The 16,226-nt window shown below is 72.5% G+C and carries 28 protein-coding genes; 22 read left to right on the top strand and 6 right to left on the bottom strand.

Going from position 1 to position 16,226, the window contains the following annotated elements:
- The first annotated feature begins 17 nt into the window (after positions 1-17).
- Positions 18-1,424, top strand: coding sequence for a recombinase family protein (locus tag ACK8HX_RS02270; RefSeq protein WP_411939016.1), 1,407 nt, complete (start codon positions 18-20; stop codon positions 1,422-1,424).
- Here the strand turns inward: ACK8HX_RS02270 and ACK8HX_RS02265 are convergent.
- On the bottom strand, positions 1,408-1,671 hold the full coding sequence (locus ACK8HX_RS02265; protein ID WP_411939339.1) for a DUF3263 domain-containing protein: 264 nt from the start codon (positions 1,669-1,671) through the stop codon (positions 1,408-1,410). The two genes, ACK8HX_RS02270 and ACK8HX_RS02265, sit on opposite strands and share 17 nt — an antisense overlap.
- A 112-nt stretch (positions 1,672-1,783) precedes the next feature.
- Positions 1,784-2,248: a hypothetical protein gene (locus ACK8HX_RS02260; protein ID WP_411939015.1), complete on the bottom strand. Its 465-nt coding sequence runs from the start codon at positions 2,246-2,248 to the stop codon at positions 1,784-1,786.
- A gap of 101 nt (positions 2,249-2,349) precedes the next feature.
- On the opposite strand from ACK8HX_RS02260, the gene ACK8HX_RS02255 reads away from it, so the two are divergent.
- On the top strand, positions 2,350-2,916 hold the full coding sequence (locus ACK8HX_RS02255; RefSeq protein ID WP_411939014.1) for a sce7726 family protein: 567 nt from the start codon (positions 2,350-2,352) through the stop codon (positions 2,914-2,916).
- On the opposite strand, the gene ACK8HX_RS02250 is transcribed toward ACK8HX_RS02255, so the two are convergent.
- The 4 genes from ACK8HX_RS02250 to ACK8HX_RS02235 all read right to left on the bottom strand — a co-directional run bounded on the left by ACK8HX_RS02250 (position 2,885) and on the right by ACK8HX_RS02235 (position 5,569).
- Complete coding sequence (locus tag ACK8HX_RS02250) at positions 2,885-3,973, bottom strand: beta family protein (protein WP_411939013.1); 1,089 nt, start codon at positions 3,971-3,973, stop codon at positions 2,885-2,887. The genes ACK8HX_RS02255 and ACK8HX_RS02250 overlap by 32 nt on opposite strands.
- 79 nt (positions 3,974-4,052) lie before the next feature.
- Positions 4,053-4,613, bottom strand: a complete 561-nt coding sequence (locus tag ACK8HX_RS02245; RefSeq protein ID WP_411939012.1) for a hypothetical protein — start codon at positions 4,611-4,613, stop codon at positions 4,053-4,055.
- Positions 4,614-4,701: 88 nt separating this feature from the next.
- On the bottom strand, positions 4,702-5,121 hold the full coding sequence (locus tag ACK8HX_RS02240) for an ImmA/IrrE family metallo-endopeptidase (protein WP_411939011.1): 420 nt from the start codon (positions 5,119-5,121) through the stop codon (positions 4,702-4,704).
- A gap of 34 nt (positions 5,122-5,155) precedes the next feature.
- Positions 5,156-5,569, bottom strand: a complete 414-nt coding sequence (locus tag ACK8HX_RS02235; RefSeq protein WP_411939010.1) for a hypothetical protein — start codon at positions 5,567-5,569, stop codon at positions 5,156-5,158.
- A gap of 244 nt (positions 5,570-5,813) precedes the next feature.
- Between ACK8HX_RS02235 and ACK8HX_RS02230 the strand changes: the two genes are divergently transcribed.
- From ACK8HX_RS02230 to ACK8HX_RS02135, 20 genes are all read left to right on the top strand, one after another.
- Positions 5,814-6,059: a helix-turn-helix domain-containing protein gene (locus ACK8HX_RS02230; RefSeq protein WP_411939009.1), complete on the top strand. Its 246-nt coding sequence runs from the start codon at positions 5,814-5,816 to the stop codon at positions 6,057-6,059.
- Positions 6,056-6,253: a hypothetical protein gene (locus ACK8HX_RS02225; protein WP_411939008.1), complete on the top strand. Its 198-nt coding sequence runs from the start codon at positions 6,056-6,058 to the stop codon at positions 6,251-6,253. The genes ACK8HX_RS02230 and ACK8HX_RS02225 overlap by 4 nt, the downstream gene beginning before the upstream one ends.
- A complete protein-coding gene (locus ACK8HX_RS02220) occupies positions 6,250-6,426 on the top strand; it encodes a hypothetical protein (protein ID WP_411939007.1) in 177 nt (58 codons plus the stop codon). Before ACK8HX_RS02225 ends, ACK8HX_RS02220 begins: the two co-directional genes overlap by 4 nt.
- Positions 6,423-6,719, top strand: coding sequence for a hypothetical protein (locus tag ACK8HX_RS02215; RefSeq protein ID WP_411939006.1), 297 nt, complete (start codon positions 6,423-6,425; stop codon positions 6,717-6,719). The genes ACK8HX_RS02220 and ACK8HX_RS02215 overlap by 4 nt, the downstream gene beginning before the upstream one ends.
- On the top strand, positions 6,716-7,102 hold the full coding sequence (locus ACK8HX_RS02210) for a hypothetical protein (protein WP_411939005.1): 387 nt from the start codon (positions 6,716-6,718) through the stop codon (positions 7,100-7,102). Before ACK8HX_RS02215 ends, ACK8HX_RS02210 begins: the two co-directional genes overlap by 4 nt.
- Before the next feature lie 228 nt (positions 7,103-7,330).
- On the top strand, positions 7,331-7,783 hold the full coding sequence (locus ACK8HX_RS02205) for a hypothetical protein (protein WP_411939004.1): 453 nt from the start codon (positions 7,331-7,333) through the stop codon (positions 7,781-7,783).
- Complete coding sequence (locus ACK8HX_RS02200; RefSeq protein ID WP_411939003.1) at positions 7,780-8,184, top strand: hypothetical protein; 405 nt, start codon at positions 7,780-7,782, stop codon at positions 8,182-8,184. The genes ACK8HX_RS02205 and ACK8HX_RS02200 overlap by 4 nt, the downstream gene beginning before the upstream one ends.
- Positions 8,181-8,435 (top strand): hypothetical protein, encoded by a 255-nt coding sequence (locus ACK8HX_RS02195; protein WP_411939002.1) that lies wholly within the window; start codon positions 8,181-8,183, stop codon positions 8,433-8,435. Before ACK8HX_RS02200 ends, ACK8HX_RS02195 begins: the two co-directional genes overlap by 4 nt.
- Positions 8,429-9,457, top strand: a complete 1,029-nt coding sequence (locus ACK8HX_RS02190) for a ParB/RepB/Spo0J family partition protein (protein ID WP_411939001.1) — start codon at positions 8,429-8,431, stop codon at positions 9,455-9,457. The genes ACK8HX_RS02195 and ACK8HX_RS02190 overlap by 7 nt, the downstream gene beginning before the upstream one ends.
- Positions 9,454-9,693: a hypothetical protein gene (locus ACK8HX_RS02185; protein ID WP_411939000.1), complete on the top strand. Its 240-nt coding sequence runs from the start codon at positions 9,454-9,456 to the stop codon at positions 9,691-9,693. Before ACK8HX_RS02190 ends, ACK8HX_RS02185 begins: the two co-directional genes overlap by 4 nt.
- A gap of 91 nt (positions 9,694-9,784) precedes the next feature.
- On the top strand, positions 9,785-10,051 hold the full coding sequence (locus ACK8HX_RS02180) for a hypothetical protein (protein ID WP_411938999.1): 267 nt from the start codon (positions 9,785-9,787) through the stop codon (positions 10,049-10,051).
- A 27-nt stretch (positions 10,052-10,078) separates the two neighbouring features.
- A complete protein-coding gene (locus ACK8HX_RS02175) occupies positions 10,079-11,560 on the top strand; it encodes a ParB/RepB/Spo0J family partition protein (RefSeq protein WP_411938998.1) in 1,482 nt (493 codons plus the stop codon).
- Entirely contained in the window at positions 11,557-12,177 is a 621-nt protein-coding gene (locus ACK8HX_RS02170; RefSeq protein WP_411938997.1) for a hypothetical protein, read from the top strand. Before ACK8HX_RS02175 ends, ACK8HX_RS02170 begins: the two co-directional genes overlap by 4 nt.
- Positions 12,174-12,479: a hypothetical protein gene (locus ACK8HX_RS02165; protein ID WP_411938996.1), complete on the top strand. Its 306-nt coding sequence runs from the start codon at positions 12,174-12,176 to the stop codon at positions 12,477-12,479. Before ACK8HX_RS02170 ends, ACK8HX_RS02165 begins: the two co-directional genes overlap by 4 nt.
- On the top strand, positions 12,476-12,772 hold the full coding sequence (locus ACK8HX_RS02160; protein WP_411938995.1) for a hypothetical protein: 297 nt from the start codon (positions 12,476-12,478) through the stop codon (positions 12,770-12,772). The genes ACK8HX_RS02165 and ACK8HX_RS02160 overlap by 4 nt, the downstream gene beginning before the upstream one ends.
- 84 nt (positions 12,773-12,856) lie before the next feature.
- Positions 12,857-14,038, top strand: coding sequence for an HNH endonuclease (locus ACK8HX_RS02155; protein ID WP_411938994.1), 1,182 nt, complete (start codon positions 12,857-12,859; stop codon positions 14,036-14,038).
- Positions 14,035-14,976 (top strand): hypothetical protein, encoded by a 942-nt coding sequence (locus ACK8HX_RS02150; RefSeq protein WP_411938993.1) that lies wholly within the window; start codon positions 14,035-14,037, stop codon positions 14,974-14,976. The genes ACK8HX_RS02155 and ACK8HX_RS02150 overlap by 4 nt, the downstream gene beginning before the upstream one ends.
- Before the next feature lie 12 nt (positions 14,977-14,988).
- Positions 14,989-15,219 carry a hypothetical protein gene (locus ACK8HX_RS02145; RefSeq protein WP_411938992.1) on the top strand — a complete coding sequence of 77 codons (231 nt, stop codon included), beginning with the start codon at positions 14,989-14,991 and terminating at the stop codon, positions 15,217-15,219.
- A 322-nt stretch (positions 15,220-15,541) separates the two neighbouring features.
- Positions 15,542-15,811: a hypothetical protein gene (locus tag ACK8HX_RS02140; protein WP_411938991.1), complete on the top strand. Its 270-nt coding sequence runs from the start codon at positions 15,542-15,544 to the stop codon at positions 15,809-15,811.
- 2 nt (positions 15,812-15,813) lie between these two features.
- Positions 15,814-16,218: a hypothetical protein gene (locus ACK8HX_RS02135; RefSeq protein ID WP_411938990.1), complete on the top strand. Its 405-nt coding sequence runs from the start codon at positions 15,814-15,816 to the stop codon at positions 16,216-16,218.
- Positions 16,219-16,226 lie beyond the last annotated feature (8 nt).

Below are 16,226 nucleotides of genomic sequence, written 5' to 3'. Positions count from 1 at the left end.
GTTGTAGTCTAGCGGGCATGAGAGCCGGCGTCTACGCGAGAGTGAGTGAGGACCAGCGCGGCGAGGGACGCTCGGTCGCTGAGCAGGTGGCCGAGTGCCGCGCCTGGGCTGACCGGGAGGGCTGGACCGTCGTCGACGTGATCGAGGAGACCGGCTCGGCGTCACGGTTCGCCCGGGGCGCCCGGGCCCGGGCCCGCTGGGACGACGTCGTCGCCTTGGTGCGGTCCGGGTCGATCGACGTGCTCCTGACGTGGGAGCACTCGCGCGCAACACGGCAGCTGTCGGAGTACTCCGACCTGGCCGCGGTGTGCTCGGCGGCCGGCGTGCTGTGGGGCTACTCGGGGACGGTGTACGACCTGACCAAGCGCGAGGATCGGTTCCGCACCGGCCTCGACGCCCTCCTCGCCGAGGACGAGTCGGCCCGGACCTCGGAGCGGGTGAGCCGCGCCGTGCGCGCCCGCGCCGCGCAGGGCGCCCCGCACGGGAAGCTGCCCTACGGGTACCGCCGCGAGTACGACCCGGCGACCGGCGCGCTCGTCCGCCAGGTCCCCGACGAGGAGACCGCCCCCGTGGTCCGCGAGATCGTCCAGCGCGTCGCCGACGGCGAGACGCTGATGGCCGTCGCCGCCGACCTCACCCGCCGCGGCGTGCCGATCCCGCGACCGGCCCGCGGCCGCGACCTCGACCAGGCATGGATCCCGATGACGGTGCGCCGGATCGCAGCCTCCCCCACCTACGCCGGCCGCCGCATCCACCGCGGCGTCGACGTCGGCCCAGCCGCGTGGGACCCGATCGTCGACACCGCCCTCCACGAGCGGGCGCTCGCGGCCCTGGACGAGATCGCCTCGAGGCGCCGGCCGAACCCCGATCGCAAGGTCAAGCACCTGCTCTCCGGGATCGCGCGCTGCGCCCGCTGCGACACCCGCATGCATGCACAGAAGAACCGTTCCTCGATGGCGTACACGTGCGAGACGTTCTGCACCACCAGGCGCATGGACCGCGTCGACGACGTCGTCGTCCAGCGGCTCCTCGAGCTGCTCGTCGCGGTCCGCGACGGCAAGGTCGTCGTCGACGTCACCCCCGCCCTGGCCGAGGCCCGCGCCGACGTCGACGCCCTCCACGCCCGCCTCGCGTCGTTCATCGACCAGGCCGCAGACGGCGACCTCACGGCGGCCTCGCTGGCGCGCGTGGAGGCCCGCCTCCGCCCCAAGATCGAGGAGGCCGAGCGTCGAGCCCGCGCGCTCGCGAAGGAGCCCGTGCTGGCCCGCTACGACCTCTCGGACCCCGACGCGCTGTGGAGCCGGCTGGGGATCCTCGAGCGGCGGGACCTGCTGGCGCGGACGGTGGCCATCACCATCCACCCGGTCGGGAAGGGCAACCGCGTGTTCGACCCTCGCGCGATCGAGGTCAGGCCGACATGGTGACCCGGCTCCAGCGCCGCGGATGCTGAGCAGCGCGCCGGCGCTGCAGGATCCGGGTCGTCACCGGATCCTCCTGGAGCGCCTCGACCGAGTCGACCACCTGGCGCACCAGCTGGTAGTACCGCGTCGTGCTCAACCCGAACGTCTCGCGGACGGCGGTGAGCTTGGCCCCGCTGTCCTGCCTGCGGTTGAGCCACTCCCGCTCGAACGCGAGCACGACCTTCACGATGTCCGAATGTTCGGACGGCATCCCCTGCACACTGCGCACCATACGAGGCGGTCCCGACACGCCTTCTATCTGGCCGACCCATTGAGTCGCCTCTCTGATGGCTACAGGAGGTGCTACCGGGTGGGGAGAACGCCTAGACGACCCCCTTCTGCGAGGCCTTCTGCTCGAGCGCCTTGAGCCTATCGAGGCAGGCCCTCGCTCGCCCCAGCGCCGACCGTTGCTGGGTAGTCAAGACCACCCCGTCCCCCGAGATCTCCTGCTCCCTCGTCGGGGGCTGGGTGCCTCGCACCGTGACCAGCTCATCGTTCAGCACCTTGAGCTCAGATCGAAAGCGTCGGTACGGGATCGCCCCCCGATGCGCCGCCAGGTCGTCGAGCGCGGTCTGGACCTGGATGCCCCAAAGGCTGAGCATCGCTTGCGGGCTGGCCCCCGGGTCGACCGCGGAGTCCAGTTCCTCGAGGGACACCTGAATGAGGCGGATGCTGGCGTGGCGACGTCGCCAAAGGCCCCGCCGATCCCAGCCGAAGTAGCTGATGGCTAGCCCTGCCACCCCGGTGATCGCGCCGATCCCGCCGATCCAGCGGGCGAAGACGTCCACCGTCTCCGCAGTCGCCGCCGGATCCGTCGCCCACCTCATGAGCCCCACCAGTCACACGGATGTACGGCTTGGAGGGGCGCCGCTCCGATAGGCTCGTAGCCGTGAGAGACGGAGAAATCAGGCACGTCCTCATTGAGGGTCTCCGGGCCGAACATGCGGGCCAAAGCGACGTCCGGGTGTGGCCCGAGATGAGCGTCTGCCTCGGCGCCTCCCGTGTCGACGTCGGTCTCGTCAACGGCGCTCTGAGCGGATACGAGATCAAGTCCGACCGCGACAACCTCGGCCGGCTGCCCTCGCAGATCGAGCACTACAGCCAGTGCCTGGACTTCGCCTCCCTCGTGGTCGGCCAACGTCACCTCTCCACTGCGAGAAGCCTCGTCCCCCGGTGGTGGGGCATCGTCTTGGCCAGACCGACCGAGGGCGACAGCGTGGCGTTGGTGACAAAGCGCAAGGCCCGACGGAACCCTGCACTGAGCCCATTTCACGTGGCTCAATTGATGTGGCGTGAAGAGGCGATGGCCGTCCTGCGCAACCGCGGGCTTCATCACGGGCTGTCCAAGGCGACCCGGTGGGACCTGTGGGACTTGCTGGCGACGCTCCCGATCGACGAACTGCGGTCGGAGGTCAGGAGCGCACTCACGGCGCGTCCCCTGCTGCCAACTGCCTAGTTACCTGGGCGATGTGCTGACTGGTTCCGATCGCTCTCCAGATCGAGGCGTTGCCGGGGCCCTTGGTCGATGTCGGACTGGCCGCGGTGTGGATGTAGGCGTCTCCCCAGGACGCATACGGGTTGGCGACGACGCCGGGGTACTGGGCAAGAAGCTGACGGCAGAGGTCGAAGAACTGCGCGTGACCGCGGCGGTCGGTGCGACGGCCCTTCACGACCAGCCACTCGGTCTTGGAGGTGTACCGGAGCTGTGGTGGCGCAGCGAAGGCGGTGCCCATCTGCAGGGCCGGATGTGTCACCGCATAGTCGCCGTAGTCCAACCGGCGGCCAATGTTGAAGCCGACGACGCTCATCCACAGATCGCGATCGAGCCTGGGTAGCTGGCCGAACTGAAACGCGGAGACGTCCGCGAGGTTGGCTGGGAACGCTCCGCTGACCAAGGCAAAGGAGCGCCAGTCGGCGACGTCCGTCAGTGGCGGCAGGACAAACCGCGCGAGGCGGCTGTAGAGAGCCAGCGCATCCGCGGCTGGAATCGCACCGAAGTCGAGGACAAGGTCGACGTCCCCGGCGCTCAACTGCATCTGCTTCGCTAGAGCGTGCACGTTGACGTGCAGAGGTGTCACGGCGTCGTCAAGGTCCTCGGCCGTGACTCTGATGCAAGCGCCGCGACCATCGCGGTGGGCAGCCTGACCCGCCTCGTTCACCAGCGCGTCGCTGTCAGAGAGGTGCGTCACCGGGATGGCCGGCACACGGGCTTCGCGGAGACCATTGAGGACTCGGCTGAGGACTGAGGCACCGAGCTGTTGGTCGCTCTCAGGGTCCGCTTCGGCGTACGTCGTGTCGATCATCACCGGCCGCGGCCTGTTGTCCGCCCACGCCTTGCCAACAGAGCGCGTCGCCTTCTCGGCGAACGCTTGGAGCTCGTCTTCGTTGTACACCTCGTCGGCTCGCGTCACCTCCACGAGCGGCTGCATGAGCTCCAGGTGCGGCATCGTCGACGCCTCCTCGAGCGCCCTCATTTCGCCGGCCTTGTTCTTCAGGATCGGTACATACAGCATGGCCGCGCCTCTCTGTCAGTGACTCCTGAAGCAAGATCGTGTCCGAGACGCGCCCCTTCTCGGTCACCCCGCTCCCCCATCATCGCCGCCAGGTGATGGCGTCAACCATGCCTTCGGCTTGGTACCGCGCGCTGACGATCTTGGTGCCGGAGGGGACGTCGAAGAACATCCAGCCCTTGGCGCACTCGCCTTCCTTGAAGATGCCGTCCTGCTCACCGTTGGGGTAGATCGGCCTCGGGGAGCTCCCGTAGACGGTGCCGTTGTCTGGGTAGCGCCCGCCGTCGGCGTCGTACAGCGCCCACGGGCCCCAGCCGAGCCAGAACCCGTTCTTGTACTCGGGGGGCGTGGTGTGCACGCACGTCTTGACTAGGGCGCCGCTGTAGAGCTGATCGGAGCTGTCGCGCTTGTTGACCACGATCTGCTGCACGGTGACGTTGACCTCGGGGCCCTTGTAGGTCTGGCCGACCTTGAACGTCGTCTTGGGGCTCGGGGTTGGGGTCGGCGTGGGTGTCGCGCTCGGCGCGGTGCTCGACGCGGACGGGCTCGGCGACGTCGAAGAGGGGGCAGCGACGGGTGCCGCCCCTCCCCCACAGCCAGTGAGCACGAGCCCTGCACAGACAGCCGTGATCTGCAACTTCACGTTGATCCCCTCCACCTTGCGTGGAGCACAATCGTGCCAGCCGTAGGGGCCATCGCGCAGGAGGTTGACCTTCGGCGCTCGGAGAGGGTCAGGGGTGGTGGTGTTCTCGAGCCTCGTCTACGAGGTGGCGCTCGCCGTCTGTGAGGCCGTCGAGGCGGGCGTGGAGGGTGTCGATGTCGACCCACAGCTCGTCGGCGAGCTCGACCTCGTCGCGGGCCCACTTGAGCCCGATCAGTAGCCGCTCGAAGGGGATGAGCCGGCGCGCGACGACGCGGTGGACGTCGGCTTCGACCGCTGGTGGCTGGCAGCCCTGGTGGCCGCGGCGGGTGTGCTCGAGCTCGTGAGCGAGGGTGCAGCGGCGCTCGACCTGCAGGAGCCGGCTGTCGAGGTAGATCCAGTCGCCGGCGGTCAGGCCCCACACGCCGGGCTCGAGGTCGACGAACGCGACGGTGAGGTGCTCCTGGCGGCGTAGCTCTCGCCACGGGTGGTGGTGGTCGTCCCCCTGCATGCCACGCGACCGTAGCCGCGGCCTCCGACAGGGCTCAGGCTTCGCCCTGTCGGTCCTGGTCGTCGCGGACCAGCTGGCCTTGGCTCTTGCGGCCGGTGCGGCGGGCGGCCGCGTCGAGCGGCACCGGCCTCAGCGTGGTGGTCTCATCATGACTCTCGCTCATGCGCCGGCGGACGAGGTCGAGCAGGTCGTCGTTCGAGAGCTGGGAGTAGTCGGGGGCGGCCGCCGGCCGAACCTTGGCCTCCTCGGGCGTGAGGAACCCCGCCGCGACTAGGGCCTCGATGGCCGGCCTGCCGTAGGCGCGTGCGAACTGCGTCGCCATCTCCGCCTTGGGCACGTGGCCTTGCTTCCACCTCGAGAAGTTCGGTCCGTCGATCCCCGTCGTCGCGCTCATGGCCTTCGGGGACTCAGTGCCAGAGGTGCGAGTGACGTACTCCCACCAGCTCATGGCGAGACCGTAGTGCGCGTCTGCGAGGTATCCACGCCGTCAAGGGTACTTGCGTTCGCGCAACGTGCGAGGTCAACGCATTACACGCGTGTGTTTCCGCACCTCTCCCCCACACCAACCCACCCTTTGCACCCCGTTACCCATTCGTTACAGTTCTGTATTGCGTTATTGCACACGCTGCGCTTACGGTAAGGCATCGCCGCAAAGCAGCAGGTGGAGCGGCTCTACCCGAGGAACGATGACGATGACCGCGACTCTCCGGCTCAAGGTCGAGCAGCTCGCGAAGATCCGCCGCTGGACTGGCCTGACGACCGACACCGCGCTCGCCACCGCGATGCAGATCGACCCGGGCAACCTCTCACGCGTCCTGCGCGGGAAGCAGCAGCCGGGCCCCCGGTTCATCGCCGCCTTGTGCCTCGCCCTCAACGCCGAGCTGAGCGACCTGTTCGAGGTCGTCGACGGCGCCGACGAGCTGGAGCGGGTGGGATGACCGCCGCGGCGTGTGTCGGCGCCCTGGTCCTGGCGCTGCTCCTCGCGATCCTCACGGCCGTCCTGATCGCGGTCCCCGCAGTGCCCGTGATGGTGCCCGCGGTGACGGCCGTCCTCACGGTCGCGGTCGTGACGTACGCACTGTCGTTCGTGGTGCCGCTGGCGGTGGCCGAGGTCGAGGCGGCGGACCGGTGACCCGCCGCCGCGAAGTGGTCGAGGAGCGTCCGGTCGAGACGCCGTCGCAGTGGTGCAAGCGGGTCCTCGCCGAGCACGGCCCTCCCCCGCAGGAGCTGGTCGACCACTACCACGGCCTGGTCTCGCGGGTCACCGCCCGTGAGGCGCTCGCCGGTGAGCGGGGTGCGTCGTGAGGTTCGAGCCGTGGCTGGACGGCGTCCCGTCGGGGCTGACCGTGATTGTGTCCCGCGAGCTGCCGCTGGCCCCGTCGCCGGGTGAGGTTGCGCGCCGCATCGTGCGCCACGGCATGGCCGAGATCCTCGCCTGGCTGGGCGAGGACGTCGGTCCGCGCCCTGACGATGTCACGCACGCGCTGCGCGCCGGCCACAACCTCCTGGTCTCGGGGCAGTACGCGGCCCTCCTCCTCGGCGGTGTCGTCGACGTCGCCGCCCGCCACACCCGCCTCCCGGGAGGTGACGGAGCGTGACGACCGCTACCCGCCGCCGCGCCGAGTCCCGGATCGAGCAGGGCTGGATCCGCTGCCCCGCCTGCCGGCAGCTGTTCAAGGACTCTCACTCGTGCCACGCCTCCGCGCTCGGGCGGGCGACGACCGGCCGCCGCCCGGCCGGGTTCGCCGAGCAGGTGGACCAGGCCCGCGCTCAGGCGCGCGCCGACGCGGCCGCGGCCGCGCAGCTGGCCTTGGACGAGCTCACGAACCCGTGCGCCGACTGCGGCCGCACCGACCTCGACGTCGACACCGAGACCGGCCGGTGCGCCTCCTGCATGTACGCGGCCGCGCTCGCGGCCGCCGGCCTGTCGAACCGTGGCGGCACGATCGCCGCCCGCGAGCCCGGGAGGGCTCCCCCGTAGACGGGGGCGGCCGCCGCGCGTCTCCCCCCACGCGTCGTCCTCGCGCTCCCAGCGGCGTTCCCCCCGACGCCGGCGAGGACCGCGGCCGCCCCTCCACCAGTCCCCCGACCGCGGAGACCGGCACCCCGCGCACCTCGCCGGCTGCGAGCCGCACGACACGGGCCACGCCTCTCCCCGGTCGGGGGACCACACCTCAACATCCCGCACCAGCAGCGAAGGAGGTCCCTCGTGGACTCCACCAGCACCGCCACCGCAACCCCCACACCGCGAGACGTCGCCGCCGCCACCGGCCAGCCACTCCCCCAGCCGGCCGGCCCCCCGGCCGCGGCTCCCGCTGCGGACGCGGACGACATCCCGGCACACCTGGCCGCCGCCGACCACGTGGAGGACATCCTCGACGTCGTCGGCGAGCACGCCCACCGGCAGGCGAAGCCCGTGGTCACGATCAAGCTCGCCGACCTGCCGCGGGAACGGCAGAGGGCCACGTTCGCCGAGCTCGCCACCCGGCCCGACGTCGAGATCAAGATCCCCGTCGACGGCGGCCGCATGGTGACCCTCCGGTTCGCCCGCATGTCCCAGGTGCTCGTGACGTTCGCGCTCGACGCCGTCGCCCACCGCGACGTCGTGCGCGTGCCGTCGACCCGCGTCGAGTGGGTCATCGACCAGGACCTGCTCCGGTGACCACCACCACCCTCCCGGCGGTGCAGGCCCGCCGCGACGACGTCCGCGACGCGCTCGAGCGCCGCTTCACCCGCCTCACCCGCCGCCTCTCCTCCGGCTCCCTGACGCTGCGCGAGGCCGTCACCGAGGTCCACATCCTCCACCTGCGCGCCGCCGTCCTCGACGCCGCCGCGGAGGTCGCCGACTGGCCGCAGGGCGCACGGGACCTCTACATCGCTGCCGAGGCCACCCGCGCCCGCCTCGAGGTCGAGCTCGACGCGCTCGCCGGCGAGGACGTCCTGCGCAGGACCGAGCGCCGCCTCGGGCAGGTCGTCGTCCTCACCGACGGCACCCGACTCGGCCCGCCCCGGCCGGTCCCGGTCGAGGACCGGGAGCCGATCACGGGAAGGAGCCTGTGGTGAGCGAGCAGCCGACCATCCCACCGATGCACCCGTCCGGCCTCCCCGGCCCTGACAGCCCCGGCGTGCCGATCGCGCAGATCACGTTCCTCGCCACGACAGGCGGCATGACGGCGGCGATCGAGCACCACCCCGGCGTCCGCAACGAGGCCCTCGCCGCGCTGCTCGAGCAGGCGGCACGCAACGTCCGCGACGGCACCGTCATCATCGACCCGTTCGGCACACCAGGCCCGCACGGCGGCCCGTCGTGCTGAGGCTCGAGGTCACCACCGAGCGCGAGCTCCGGGTCGTCGAGATCCTCGCCCGCCCGGGCAGCCTCGCCTCCGCGGCCGAGCACACCGGCCTGACGTTCAACCAGGTCCAGCAGGTCGCGACCAGGCACGGGTACCCGGACGTCGCGAAGCTCCGTGCCGCGGTCCCCGCCCTCAAGGACGCGGCGAAGGCTCCCGACGTCGTCCAGGCCCTCGAGGACGGCCACGACCCGGCGGCCGCGCTCGCCGGCCGCGAGCTGCGCACCGTCCCGGTCGCGGCCCTGCACCCGGACCCGGACAACCCCCGCGTCGACGTCGGCGACGTCTCCGAGCTGGCCGAGTCGATCCGCCAGAGCGGGCTGCTGCAGCCGATCGTGGTCCGCGACCGCGCCGGCGCCCTCATCATCGTCGCCGGCCACCGCCGCCACGCCGCCTTGACCTACCTCGGCGTGGTCGAGACCGAGGTCCTCGTCGGACGCGACATGCGCGCCGACGACGCCCTCGCCGCGATGCTCATCGAGAACGGCCACCGCCGCGACCTCGACCCGATCGAGGAGGCACGCGCGATCGCCAAGATCAAGGCGTCGAAGGGCTGGTCCGGCCGGGAGATCGGCGTTCGCATCGGCCGCTCGCAGGCGTTCGTCGACGGCCGCCTCGCGCTCCTCGCGCTCCCGGCCGACCAGCAGGACCAGGTCCGTGACGGCGCGATCGGCATCACCCACGCGGTGCAGCTGGGCCGGATCCGCACCGGCACCGTTCGCACCCACTCGACGTACGGCTTCCACCTCGGCGCGACCCACCCGCTCGCCGGCAAGGCGCGCGCCCGCTGCACCCAGGTCCACAAGCTCAAGGCCCGGATCGTCGGCACCACCGCCTGCGGTGAGTGCTGGGAGTCGGTGATCCGCGCCGACGAGCAGCGCACCAGCCTCGCCCGCTCGATCGACTCCGGCGTCTGCCCGACGTGCGAGCAGCCCGTCGACGTCGAGGGCCTCGCCGGCGACCTCGAGGAGGTGGCGACCGGATGAGGGTCCTCGAGATCGAGTACGAGCCCGGCGACGCCCGCCAGCGGCTCCTGGACGCGCTGACGGTCGAGCGGTTCACCGTCTACCGGCCACAGACGCCCGAGGCCGGCGACGTGGTCCGGCTGGCGGCGATCGACGCCGGCCGGAACCAGTGGCTCCTGCGCCAGGCGATCCGCGACCACGACGCCGCCCCGGAGCCGATCCGGGTCGTCCTGGGCCGCCCACCCCACGCCGTCTGACGGCACCCCCCACACGTGGTGGCACCTCCCCGGCAGGGGCCGGGAGGTGCCGCCCACATCGCAACAGCATCCGACCTTCGAGGAGCCGCTCATGAACCCGGTTCGCCGGCACCACCGCCAGGTCCCGATCCCGGACCCGGCCGCGCTCCCGGCCTTGACGCCCCCGCCGCCGGCGACGTCGGGCCCGCCCCCGGAGAACCCGCCGGCCGACGAGTTCACCGGCCTCTTCCAGTACGGCGTCCTCGTCGGCCTGCAGCGCAAGCACATCTACGCGGGCACCGTCCCGCCCCAGGTGGTCGCCCGCCGGCGCCGCCGCAACAAGCAGGCGCGGCTCTCCCGCCGCGCCAACCGTCGCTGAACCCCAACCCCGGAAGGAACCACCGTCATGACCGCCGCCGTCAAGCAGCCCACCCTCGCGACGAGCCAGCTCGCCGCCCACCCGAACAACCCCCGCCGCGCCGTCGGCAACGTCGACGACATCGTCGCCTCCGCGAAGCAGCTCGGGATCCTCGAGCCCCTCGTCGTCGCCCCGCCACCCACCGACGGCTGGGACAAGGTCAAGGCCGACTACGTCGTCCTGTGCGGGAACCGCCGCTTCGCCGCCGCGAAGAAGGCCCGCCTCAAGGAGGTCCCCGTCGTCATCCGCGCCGACGCGACCACCCTCGCCGCCCAGCTCGAGATCATGCTCGTCGAGAACCTCCACCGCGCCGACCTCACCCCGGTCGAGGAGGGCGACGCCTACCAGCAGGTGATGGACCTCGAGGGCCTCACCCAGAAGGCACTCGCCGACAAGATCGGCCAGCCCCGAGCCCGCATCAGCGAGCGGGTCCGCCTCGCCAGGACCCCCGACGCCGTCCGTGACGCCGCCCACTCCGGCCAGATCTCGATCGCCGACGCGCTCGCGGTCGCCGAGTTCCGGGGCGACCCGGAGGTCGAGAAGCAGCTGCTCGACGCGATCGGCACCGACGAGCTCTCGTTCGCCCTCAACCGGGCCCGCCGCGACCGCGACCAGGTCAAGGCCCGCAAGGAGCGAGCCGCGGAGATCCTCGAGCAGGGCGGCCCGAAGGTCCTCGACGAGCCGACCGACGGAGCGATCGCCCTCGGCAACCTCTGGCTCGACGGCGCCTGGGGCGACACCTGGAACGTCGAGCAGGAGAAGGCGCAGCACGCGGGGTGCGCCGGCCGCACCGCGTGGTGGTCGCACGGGACGACGCCGGCGTTCGGCTGCACCGAGCCGGCGCTGCACGAGCGCCCCGCCGTCCGCCCGAAGGACCCCGTCGTCGACGAGCTCGCCGTGGAGCGGGAGAAGGCTCAGTCCGAGCGCACCGCCAACCTGGCGGCCGCCGCGGACACCCGGCGGGAGTTCGTCAACGAGCTCCTCGCGAAGGGCATCGGCCTCACCGACGCCCTCGTCCGCGCCCGGCTGGTCGAGCTGGTCATCGAGGCGTCGCGCCTCGAGGACCGGTTCGAGCGAGACCTCGAGGCCGGCAAGCTCCTGATGCACTGGTTCGGCGTCCCGAAGAAGCGGATTGAGGACCTCGACAGCGCCCAGGCGATGGCCGACGAGATCCGCAGCAGGCTCGCCGACTGCACCAAGCTGCCGTACCTGGTCGCCTGCCTCGACGTCGCGTGGCACGTCCACCTCGAGCGCTCGATGGCGGTGTCGACGAGCGTCGACGAGTGGGAGCGGCCGTGGCTCGACGCCCTCAACACGTACGGCTACCGCTGGTCGGACTTCGAGCGGGAGACCTACCGGTTCGCCCTCACCGACGAGGATGGCGACGCCACCGGCCGCACCTGGACCGTCGACGGCATCGTCGGCCAGCCGGACGACAGCGGCGACGGCGAGGACGGTGAAGGGTCGTGACCGCCACCCGGCTCCTCGTCGTCGCCTCTACCGCCCCGACCGCGTCCGCCTGGTGCGAGCGCAACGCCCGCTTCACGGTCGGGTTCGACCGCGTCGTGCAGCTGGCCGCGACCGAGGTCGAGATCGGCCTCGCCGGCGTCGACCCGTTCGACGGGGTCGTCATCGTCCGCGACCTCGGCCCCGCCCGGACCGAGCGGTCGGGCCGGCTGCTGTCCGCGCTGCGACACGTCACCCCGGAGGCCGCGATCGTGGTCGCCCCCGCGCCGCGGGACGCGCTCACGGCCGCAGCCCCGCCGGAGGGGATGACCCGCACGGTGGCCGAGGACGGCTGGGGCGGGGTGATGCGCACCGGCGAGGACCTCACCCTCGTCGTCGACGGACAGGTCATGCCGGTGGTGCGCTGGGACCTGCCCCTGTACCGGGCCGACGCCCTGCTCCTCGCGCTCGAGGTCCTCGACGAGATCGGCGACCTCCTGCACGCCCACTCCGGCGAGGGCCCGAACGGCTGGGCCGACGAGCGCAAGGCCCTCGGCCAGCTCCTCGACTCCCTGGTCGACCTCGGCCGCGCCCGACGCGACGAGCGCGGCGACATCGCCGCGTCGGCGGCGCACACGTGACCGCAGGCGACACCGCGCCCTCGCCGGCCGTGCCGATGGACGCTCTCCCCAGCGACCAGGTGGTGCTGTGCATCGACGGGCCTCTGCGGCAGCAGGCGTTCTGGGCCGGCGACCTCGCCGCCCGGCAGCGCGCCGCCGCACGCGTGCGCAACGAGCACACCCCGCTCGTCGCGCTCGGCTCACTGCACTACCGCCCGACCGAGCGCGACCAGTCCCGCGAGATCCGGTTCAAGCGCGACGGCAAGCCGATCACCTACACCGCCCGGGCCGTCACCTACCGGCCCCTGGAGGTGGTCCGGTGATCACCATCGTCACCCCGCCCGGCACGAGCGGCGTCTACGCGGCGGAGGGCCACCACCCGCCGCGCGCGTTCCTCGCCGCCGTCGCCCGCCACCTCGCCGCCACCGCCGCCGACGCCATCCCGCTGTGGGCCGACGACGAGGTCCGGCACGAGTGGCGCGCCCCGGACGACACGACCCCGACCCCGCTCGGCGACGACCTCCTCATCCGCTGCTCCCCCGCCGACCCCGGCGCCGTCGCCTTCACCGTCGTCTACGAGGACGACGAGGACGCCCTCGCCGAGGACCCGGCATGAGCGTGTTCGAGCCCGCCAGGCCGCCACCACGACCGCCGTAGCCCCTGCACCCCGCCTCTCTACCCCTTGGAGATCTCCGACCTCATGGCCTGGCTCCGCAACGGCGACAACGCCGCCACCCACCCGCTCGTCATGGCGCTCGCGACCGTCCGCGACGCCGACGACCGCCTCCAGAACGAGGCGTTCGGGTGGGTGCAGCGGTGCGCGATGCAGTCGGCCGGGCACATGACGGACGGCCTGATCGACCTGGGCACGATGCAGCTGCTGGCGCCGACCCGGTGGGAGCCGCTGCTGGCCGCCGCGGTCGAGGCCGGCCTGCTGATCCCGCGGGCGAAGGGCCGGAAGCCGACGTGGGCGATCCCGCCGGACGCGGACTTCATCCACATCCGCCCTCGCGCGGAGATCGAGTGGGAGCGGCAGCGGAAGCGCGACATCGCGAACCCCGACCTCGTGGTGCCCGTCCGCGAACGCGACGGCGACGGCTGCCGCTACTGCGGGGCCATCGTGAATTGGCGCCAGCGCAAGGGCCCCCGGCGCGGCACGTACGACCACCGCGAGCCGGGGAAGGCCGCCACGGTCGACACCCTCGTTGTGGCCTGCTTCCAGTGCAACAGCGAGCGCTCGAACGACCCCAGGGCCGATGAGCGCAAGCCCCTGCGGCCCGCACCGCTCCACCCGTTCTACGGGGCCGACACCGTCGAGCTGCTCGCGCGGCACGGCCGGATCGTCCAGCCCTCCGACCCCTCAGCGCGACCCGCCACCCAGGCGGACACCGCGCCGGCGCAGCCCGCCGAGCAGCCCGGACCCCGCGCACCCGCGCGACCCGCGAGCGCCGGCGAGGCAGCGCCACCGGAGTGGGCGCGACCCGCCACCCAGGCGGACACCGCGCCGGCGCAGCCCGCCGAGCAGCCCGGACCCCGCGCACCCGCGCGACCCGCGAGCGCCGGCGAGGCAGCGCCACCGGAGTGGGCGCGACCCGCCACCCAGGCGGACACCGCGCCGGCGCAGCCCGCCGAGCAGCCCGGACCCCGCGCACCCGCGCGACCCGCGAGCGCCGGCGAGAGCGCGCCACCACGCGAGGATCTGCAGATTCCAGCAGATCCCAGCAGATCCGAGGTCTACGGCCCGGGTCGGGTCGGGACGGGTAGGGGCGGGCCGGTGCGGGGCAGGCCGGGTCTGGACGGTGACGGGAGCGGGAGCCCACCAGGGCGGTCTGGCCGTGCTCGTGGTCGTCGAGGTCGTCGAGGGAAGGGCGGGGGCAGGTGAGCCGCGAGAAGGTGCCGGCGGTGCCCTGCCCAGGTCCGTGCAACCGGGCCTACCGGAAGTCGGACGCGCCGGCGCTGTGGGCGCGGGTCGTCGCCGAGGTCCGCTACGAGACCGAGCAGGAGTGGTTCGACGTCCTCGAGCCGGTCCCGGTGACGTGGGGTGACCCGGTGTGGTGCGCCGCTGACGGGCAGGAGGTCGGGGTCTCGATCGGCCGGCTGCCCGAGCTCGCGGCCGCGGCGTGGTCGATCGGGCACGACCCGGCGACCCCGGTCACCCGGATGGTCCTCGAGCGGCGCGTCGAGTCTCGGCTGTCGCTGGGGGTGCACGTCCCGGTCGCGTTCGTCGAGCGGCTGGGGTGCGGGCACCCGAAGCGGGTCCCGTGGTCCTCGGCGCCGCAGCCGGCGATCCGGCAGTGCTCGCAGTGCGCGGTGTCGGCGGCGACGTCCATGGGTCAGCTCGCGCCGTCAGCGCCGTCCGCGCGCCGAGGCGGTGGCGGGTTCGTCGGCTCGCCGTCGGGGTCGGCGTCGTGGGACCAGGTCGACGAGATTGTCGAGTGGCTCACCGCGACCGAGACGTGGCTGCGGGGGCACCTGGGCGACCGGCGTGTGCGCACAGCCCGAGGGTTCACCACGGCCGCGGCCCGGTCCAAGGTCGCGACGGCGTCGATGCGCTATCTCACCCGGAACCTCGCCCAGCTGCTCGAGCACGACCGCGGCGGCCGCGTCGGCCTCGAGGCGATCCGCCTGGCCCGGCGGGCGACCCGGGCGTCAGGCACCGACGACCGCTGGCGCACGACGACGCCGTGCCCGATCTGCGACCTCCGCGCGATCGAGCGCGAGGACGGCACCTCCACCGTGCGGTGCACCTACTGCAAGGCGTCCTGGACGCGCACCGACTTCGACCTCCTCGTGCGCGACCGCGCCGAGGCCACCTCCTGACAGGAGCCCACCATGACCGCCACGAGCACGACGCCGCGCCGCGGCCAGCACGTCCGCGTCACCACGAACGAGGGCGGCTGGCGCGGCCTCATCGGCCGCGTCACCGACGTCTCGGCCGACGGGTCCGCCCTGACCGTGGCCGGCAGCAACGGCCGCGCGGTGTTCCCGGTCTACGTCTCCACCCGCAACGTCGAGGTCGTCACCTTCGACCGCGAGACCGGCTCGTGGATGACGGTGCAGTGACGTACACGCCCTCGCTCGACGATGGGGCCTTGCTCACCTACTCCGAGGCCGCCGCGAGAACCGGAGTCCAGGCCTCGACGGTCCGTAAGTGGGCCGATCGGGGGCACGTGCCCAAGGTGCTGGTCGACGGGGTCACGTTGGTGCCGGAGCGGCAGCTGCTCGAGTGCGAACGGGACCGTCGACGATCAGGGCGTCGGCGCGTGTCGCACGCTGGTGTGACCAGCGGTGGTGTGTCACACTGAGAGCCGACGGACGACGTATGTCCACAGGGCCTCGAACCTCATCTGGTTCGGGGCCTTCGCGGTGTCCGGGGGTGGTCGTGGTGGCCTTCGTCGAGAAGCGCGTCTACGGGCGACAGCACCGGGCGTTGCGGGCCGAGTGGGACCCGATCGTGCAGACCGGAGGGGTGTCGTGCGCCCGGTGCGGGAAGCGGATCCGGCCGGGCTCCAAGTGGGAGCTCGGGCACACCGACGACTGGACGGCCTACTCAGGACCTGAGCACCGGCGCTGCAACCGCAAGGCGGCCGGCGAGAAGCGGATGAGGCTCGAGAAGATCCGGCACCGAACGGAGCCGGCGTCGAGGAGTTGGTGAGCATGGGCAACGTCCTCGTGGCCGGCCCGCCGTGCGCCGGCAAGACCACCTACGTCCGTGACCACGCCCCGGCCGCCGCGACCGTCGTCTGCTTCGACGCCATCGCCCGCCGGATCGGGTGGCCCTCGACGATGCCGCGGCCTCCGTTCCCCGTCGCTCGCGCCGCCGAGCGCGAGGTCCAGCTGCTCCTGGACGACGTCGCCGACAGCCTCATCACGGACGCGTGGGTCATCCGCACCATGGCCGGCCCGACCCGGCGCGCTGAGCTCGCGGCCCGGATCCACGCCGACGTCGTGCTCCTCGTCCCGCCGATGGCCGAGCTGGTCGCTCGGGCACGCCGGCGCCCGTCCTTCGACCGCACGGTCCGAGACATCAACCGCTGGTTCGAGCGCGAGCGGCTCGGCTGACCGAGGAG

This window comes from Oryzobacter faecalis (genome assembly GCF_046764005.1).
Taxonomy (GTDB): domain Bacteria; phylum Actinomycetota; class Actinomycetes; order Actinomycetales; family Dermatophilaceae; genus Oryzobacter; species Oryzobacter faecalis.
This window is presented reverse-complemented; position numbering and strand designations above follow the sequence as displayed.

Coding starts and splice junctions, on each gene's coding strand:
- ACK8HX_RS02270 (WP_411939016.1), top strand. CDS start 18: ATGAGAGCCGGCGTCTACGCGAGAGTGAGTGAGGACCAGCGCGGCGAG.
- ACK8HX_RS02265 (WP_411939339.1), bottom strand. CDS start 1,671: ATGCCGTCCGAACATTCGGACATCGTGAAGGTCGTGCTCGCGTTCGAG.
- ACK8HX_RS02250 (WP_411939013.1), bottom strand. CDS start 3,973: ATGCTGTATGTACCGATCCTGAAGAACAAGGCCGGCGAAATGAGGGCG.
- ACK8HX_RS02240 (WP_411939011.1), bottom strand. CDS start 5,121: ATGCAGGGGGACGACCACCACCACCCGTGGCGAGAGCTACGCCGCCAG.
- ACK8HX_RS02235 (WP_411939010.1), bottom strand. CDS start 5,569: ATGAGCTGGTGGGAGTACGTCACTCGCACCTCTGGCACTGAGTCCCCG.
- ACK8HX_RS02230 (WP_411939009.1), top strand. CDS start 5,814: ATGACCGCGACTCTCCGGCTCAAGGTCGAGCAGCTCGCGAAGATCCGC.
- ACK8HX_RS02225 (WP_411939008.1), top strand. CDS start 6,056: ATGACCGCCGCGGCGTGTGTCGGCGCCCTGGTCCTGGCGCTGCTCCTC.
- ACK8HX_RS02185 (WP_411939000.1), top strand. CDS start 9,454: ATGAGGGTCCTCGAGATCGAGTACGAGCCCGGCGACGCCCGCCAGCGG.
- ACK8HX_RS02180 (WP_411938999.1), top strand. CDS start 9,785: ATGAACCCGGTTCGCCGGCACCACCGCCAGGTCCCGATCCCGGACCCG.
- ACK8HX_RS02175 (WP_411938998.1), top strand. CDS start 10,079: ATGACCGCCGCCGTCAAGCAGCCCACCCTCGCGACGAGCCAGCTCGCC.
- ACK8HX_RS02155 (WP_411938994.1), top strand. CDS start 12,857: ATGGCCTGGCTCCGCAACGGCGACAACGCCGCCACCCACCCGCTCGTC.
- ACK8HX_RS02145 (WP_411938992.1), top strand. CDS start 14,989: ATGACCGCCACGAGCACGACGCCGCGCCGCGGCCAGCACGTCCGCGTC.
- ACK8HX_RS02135 (WP_411938990.1), top strand. CDS start 15,814: ATGGGCAACGTCCTCGTGGCCGGCCCGCCGTGCGCCGGCAAGACCACC.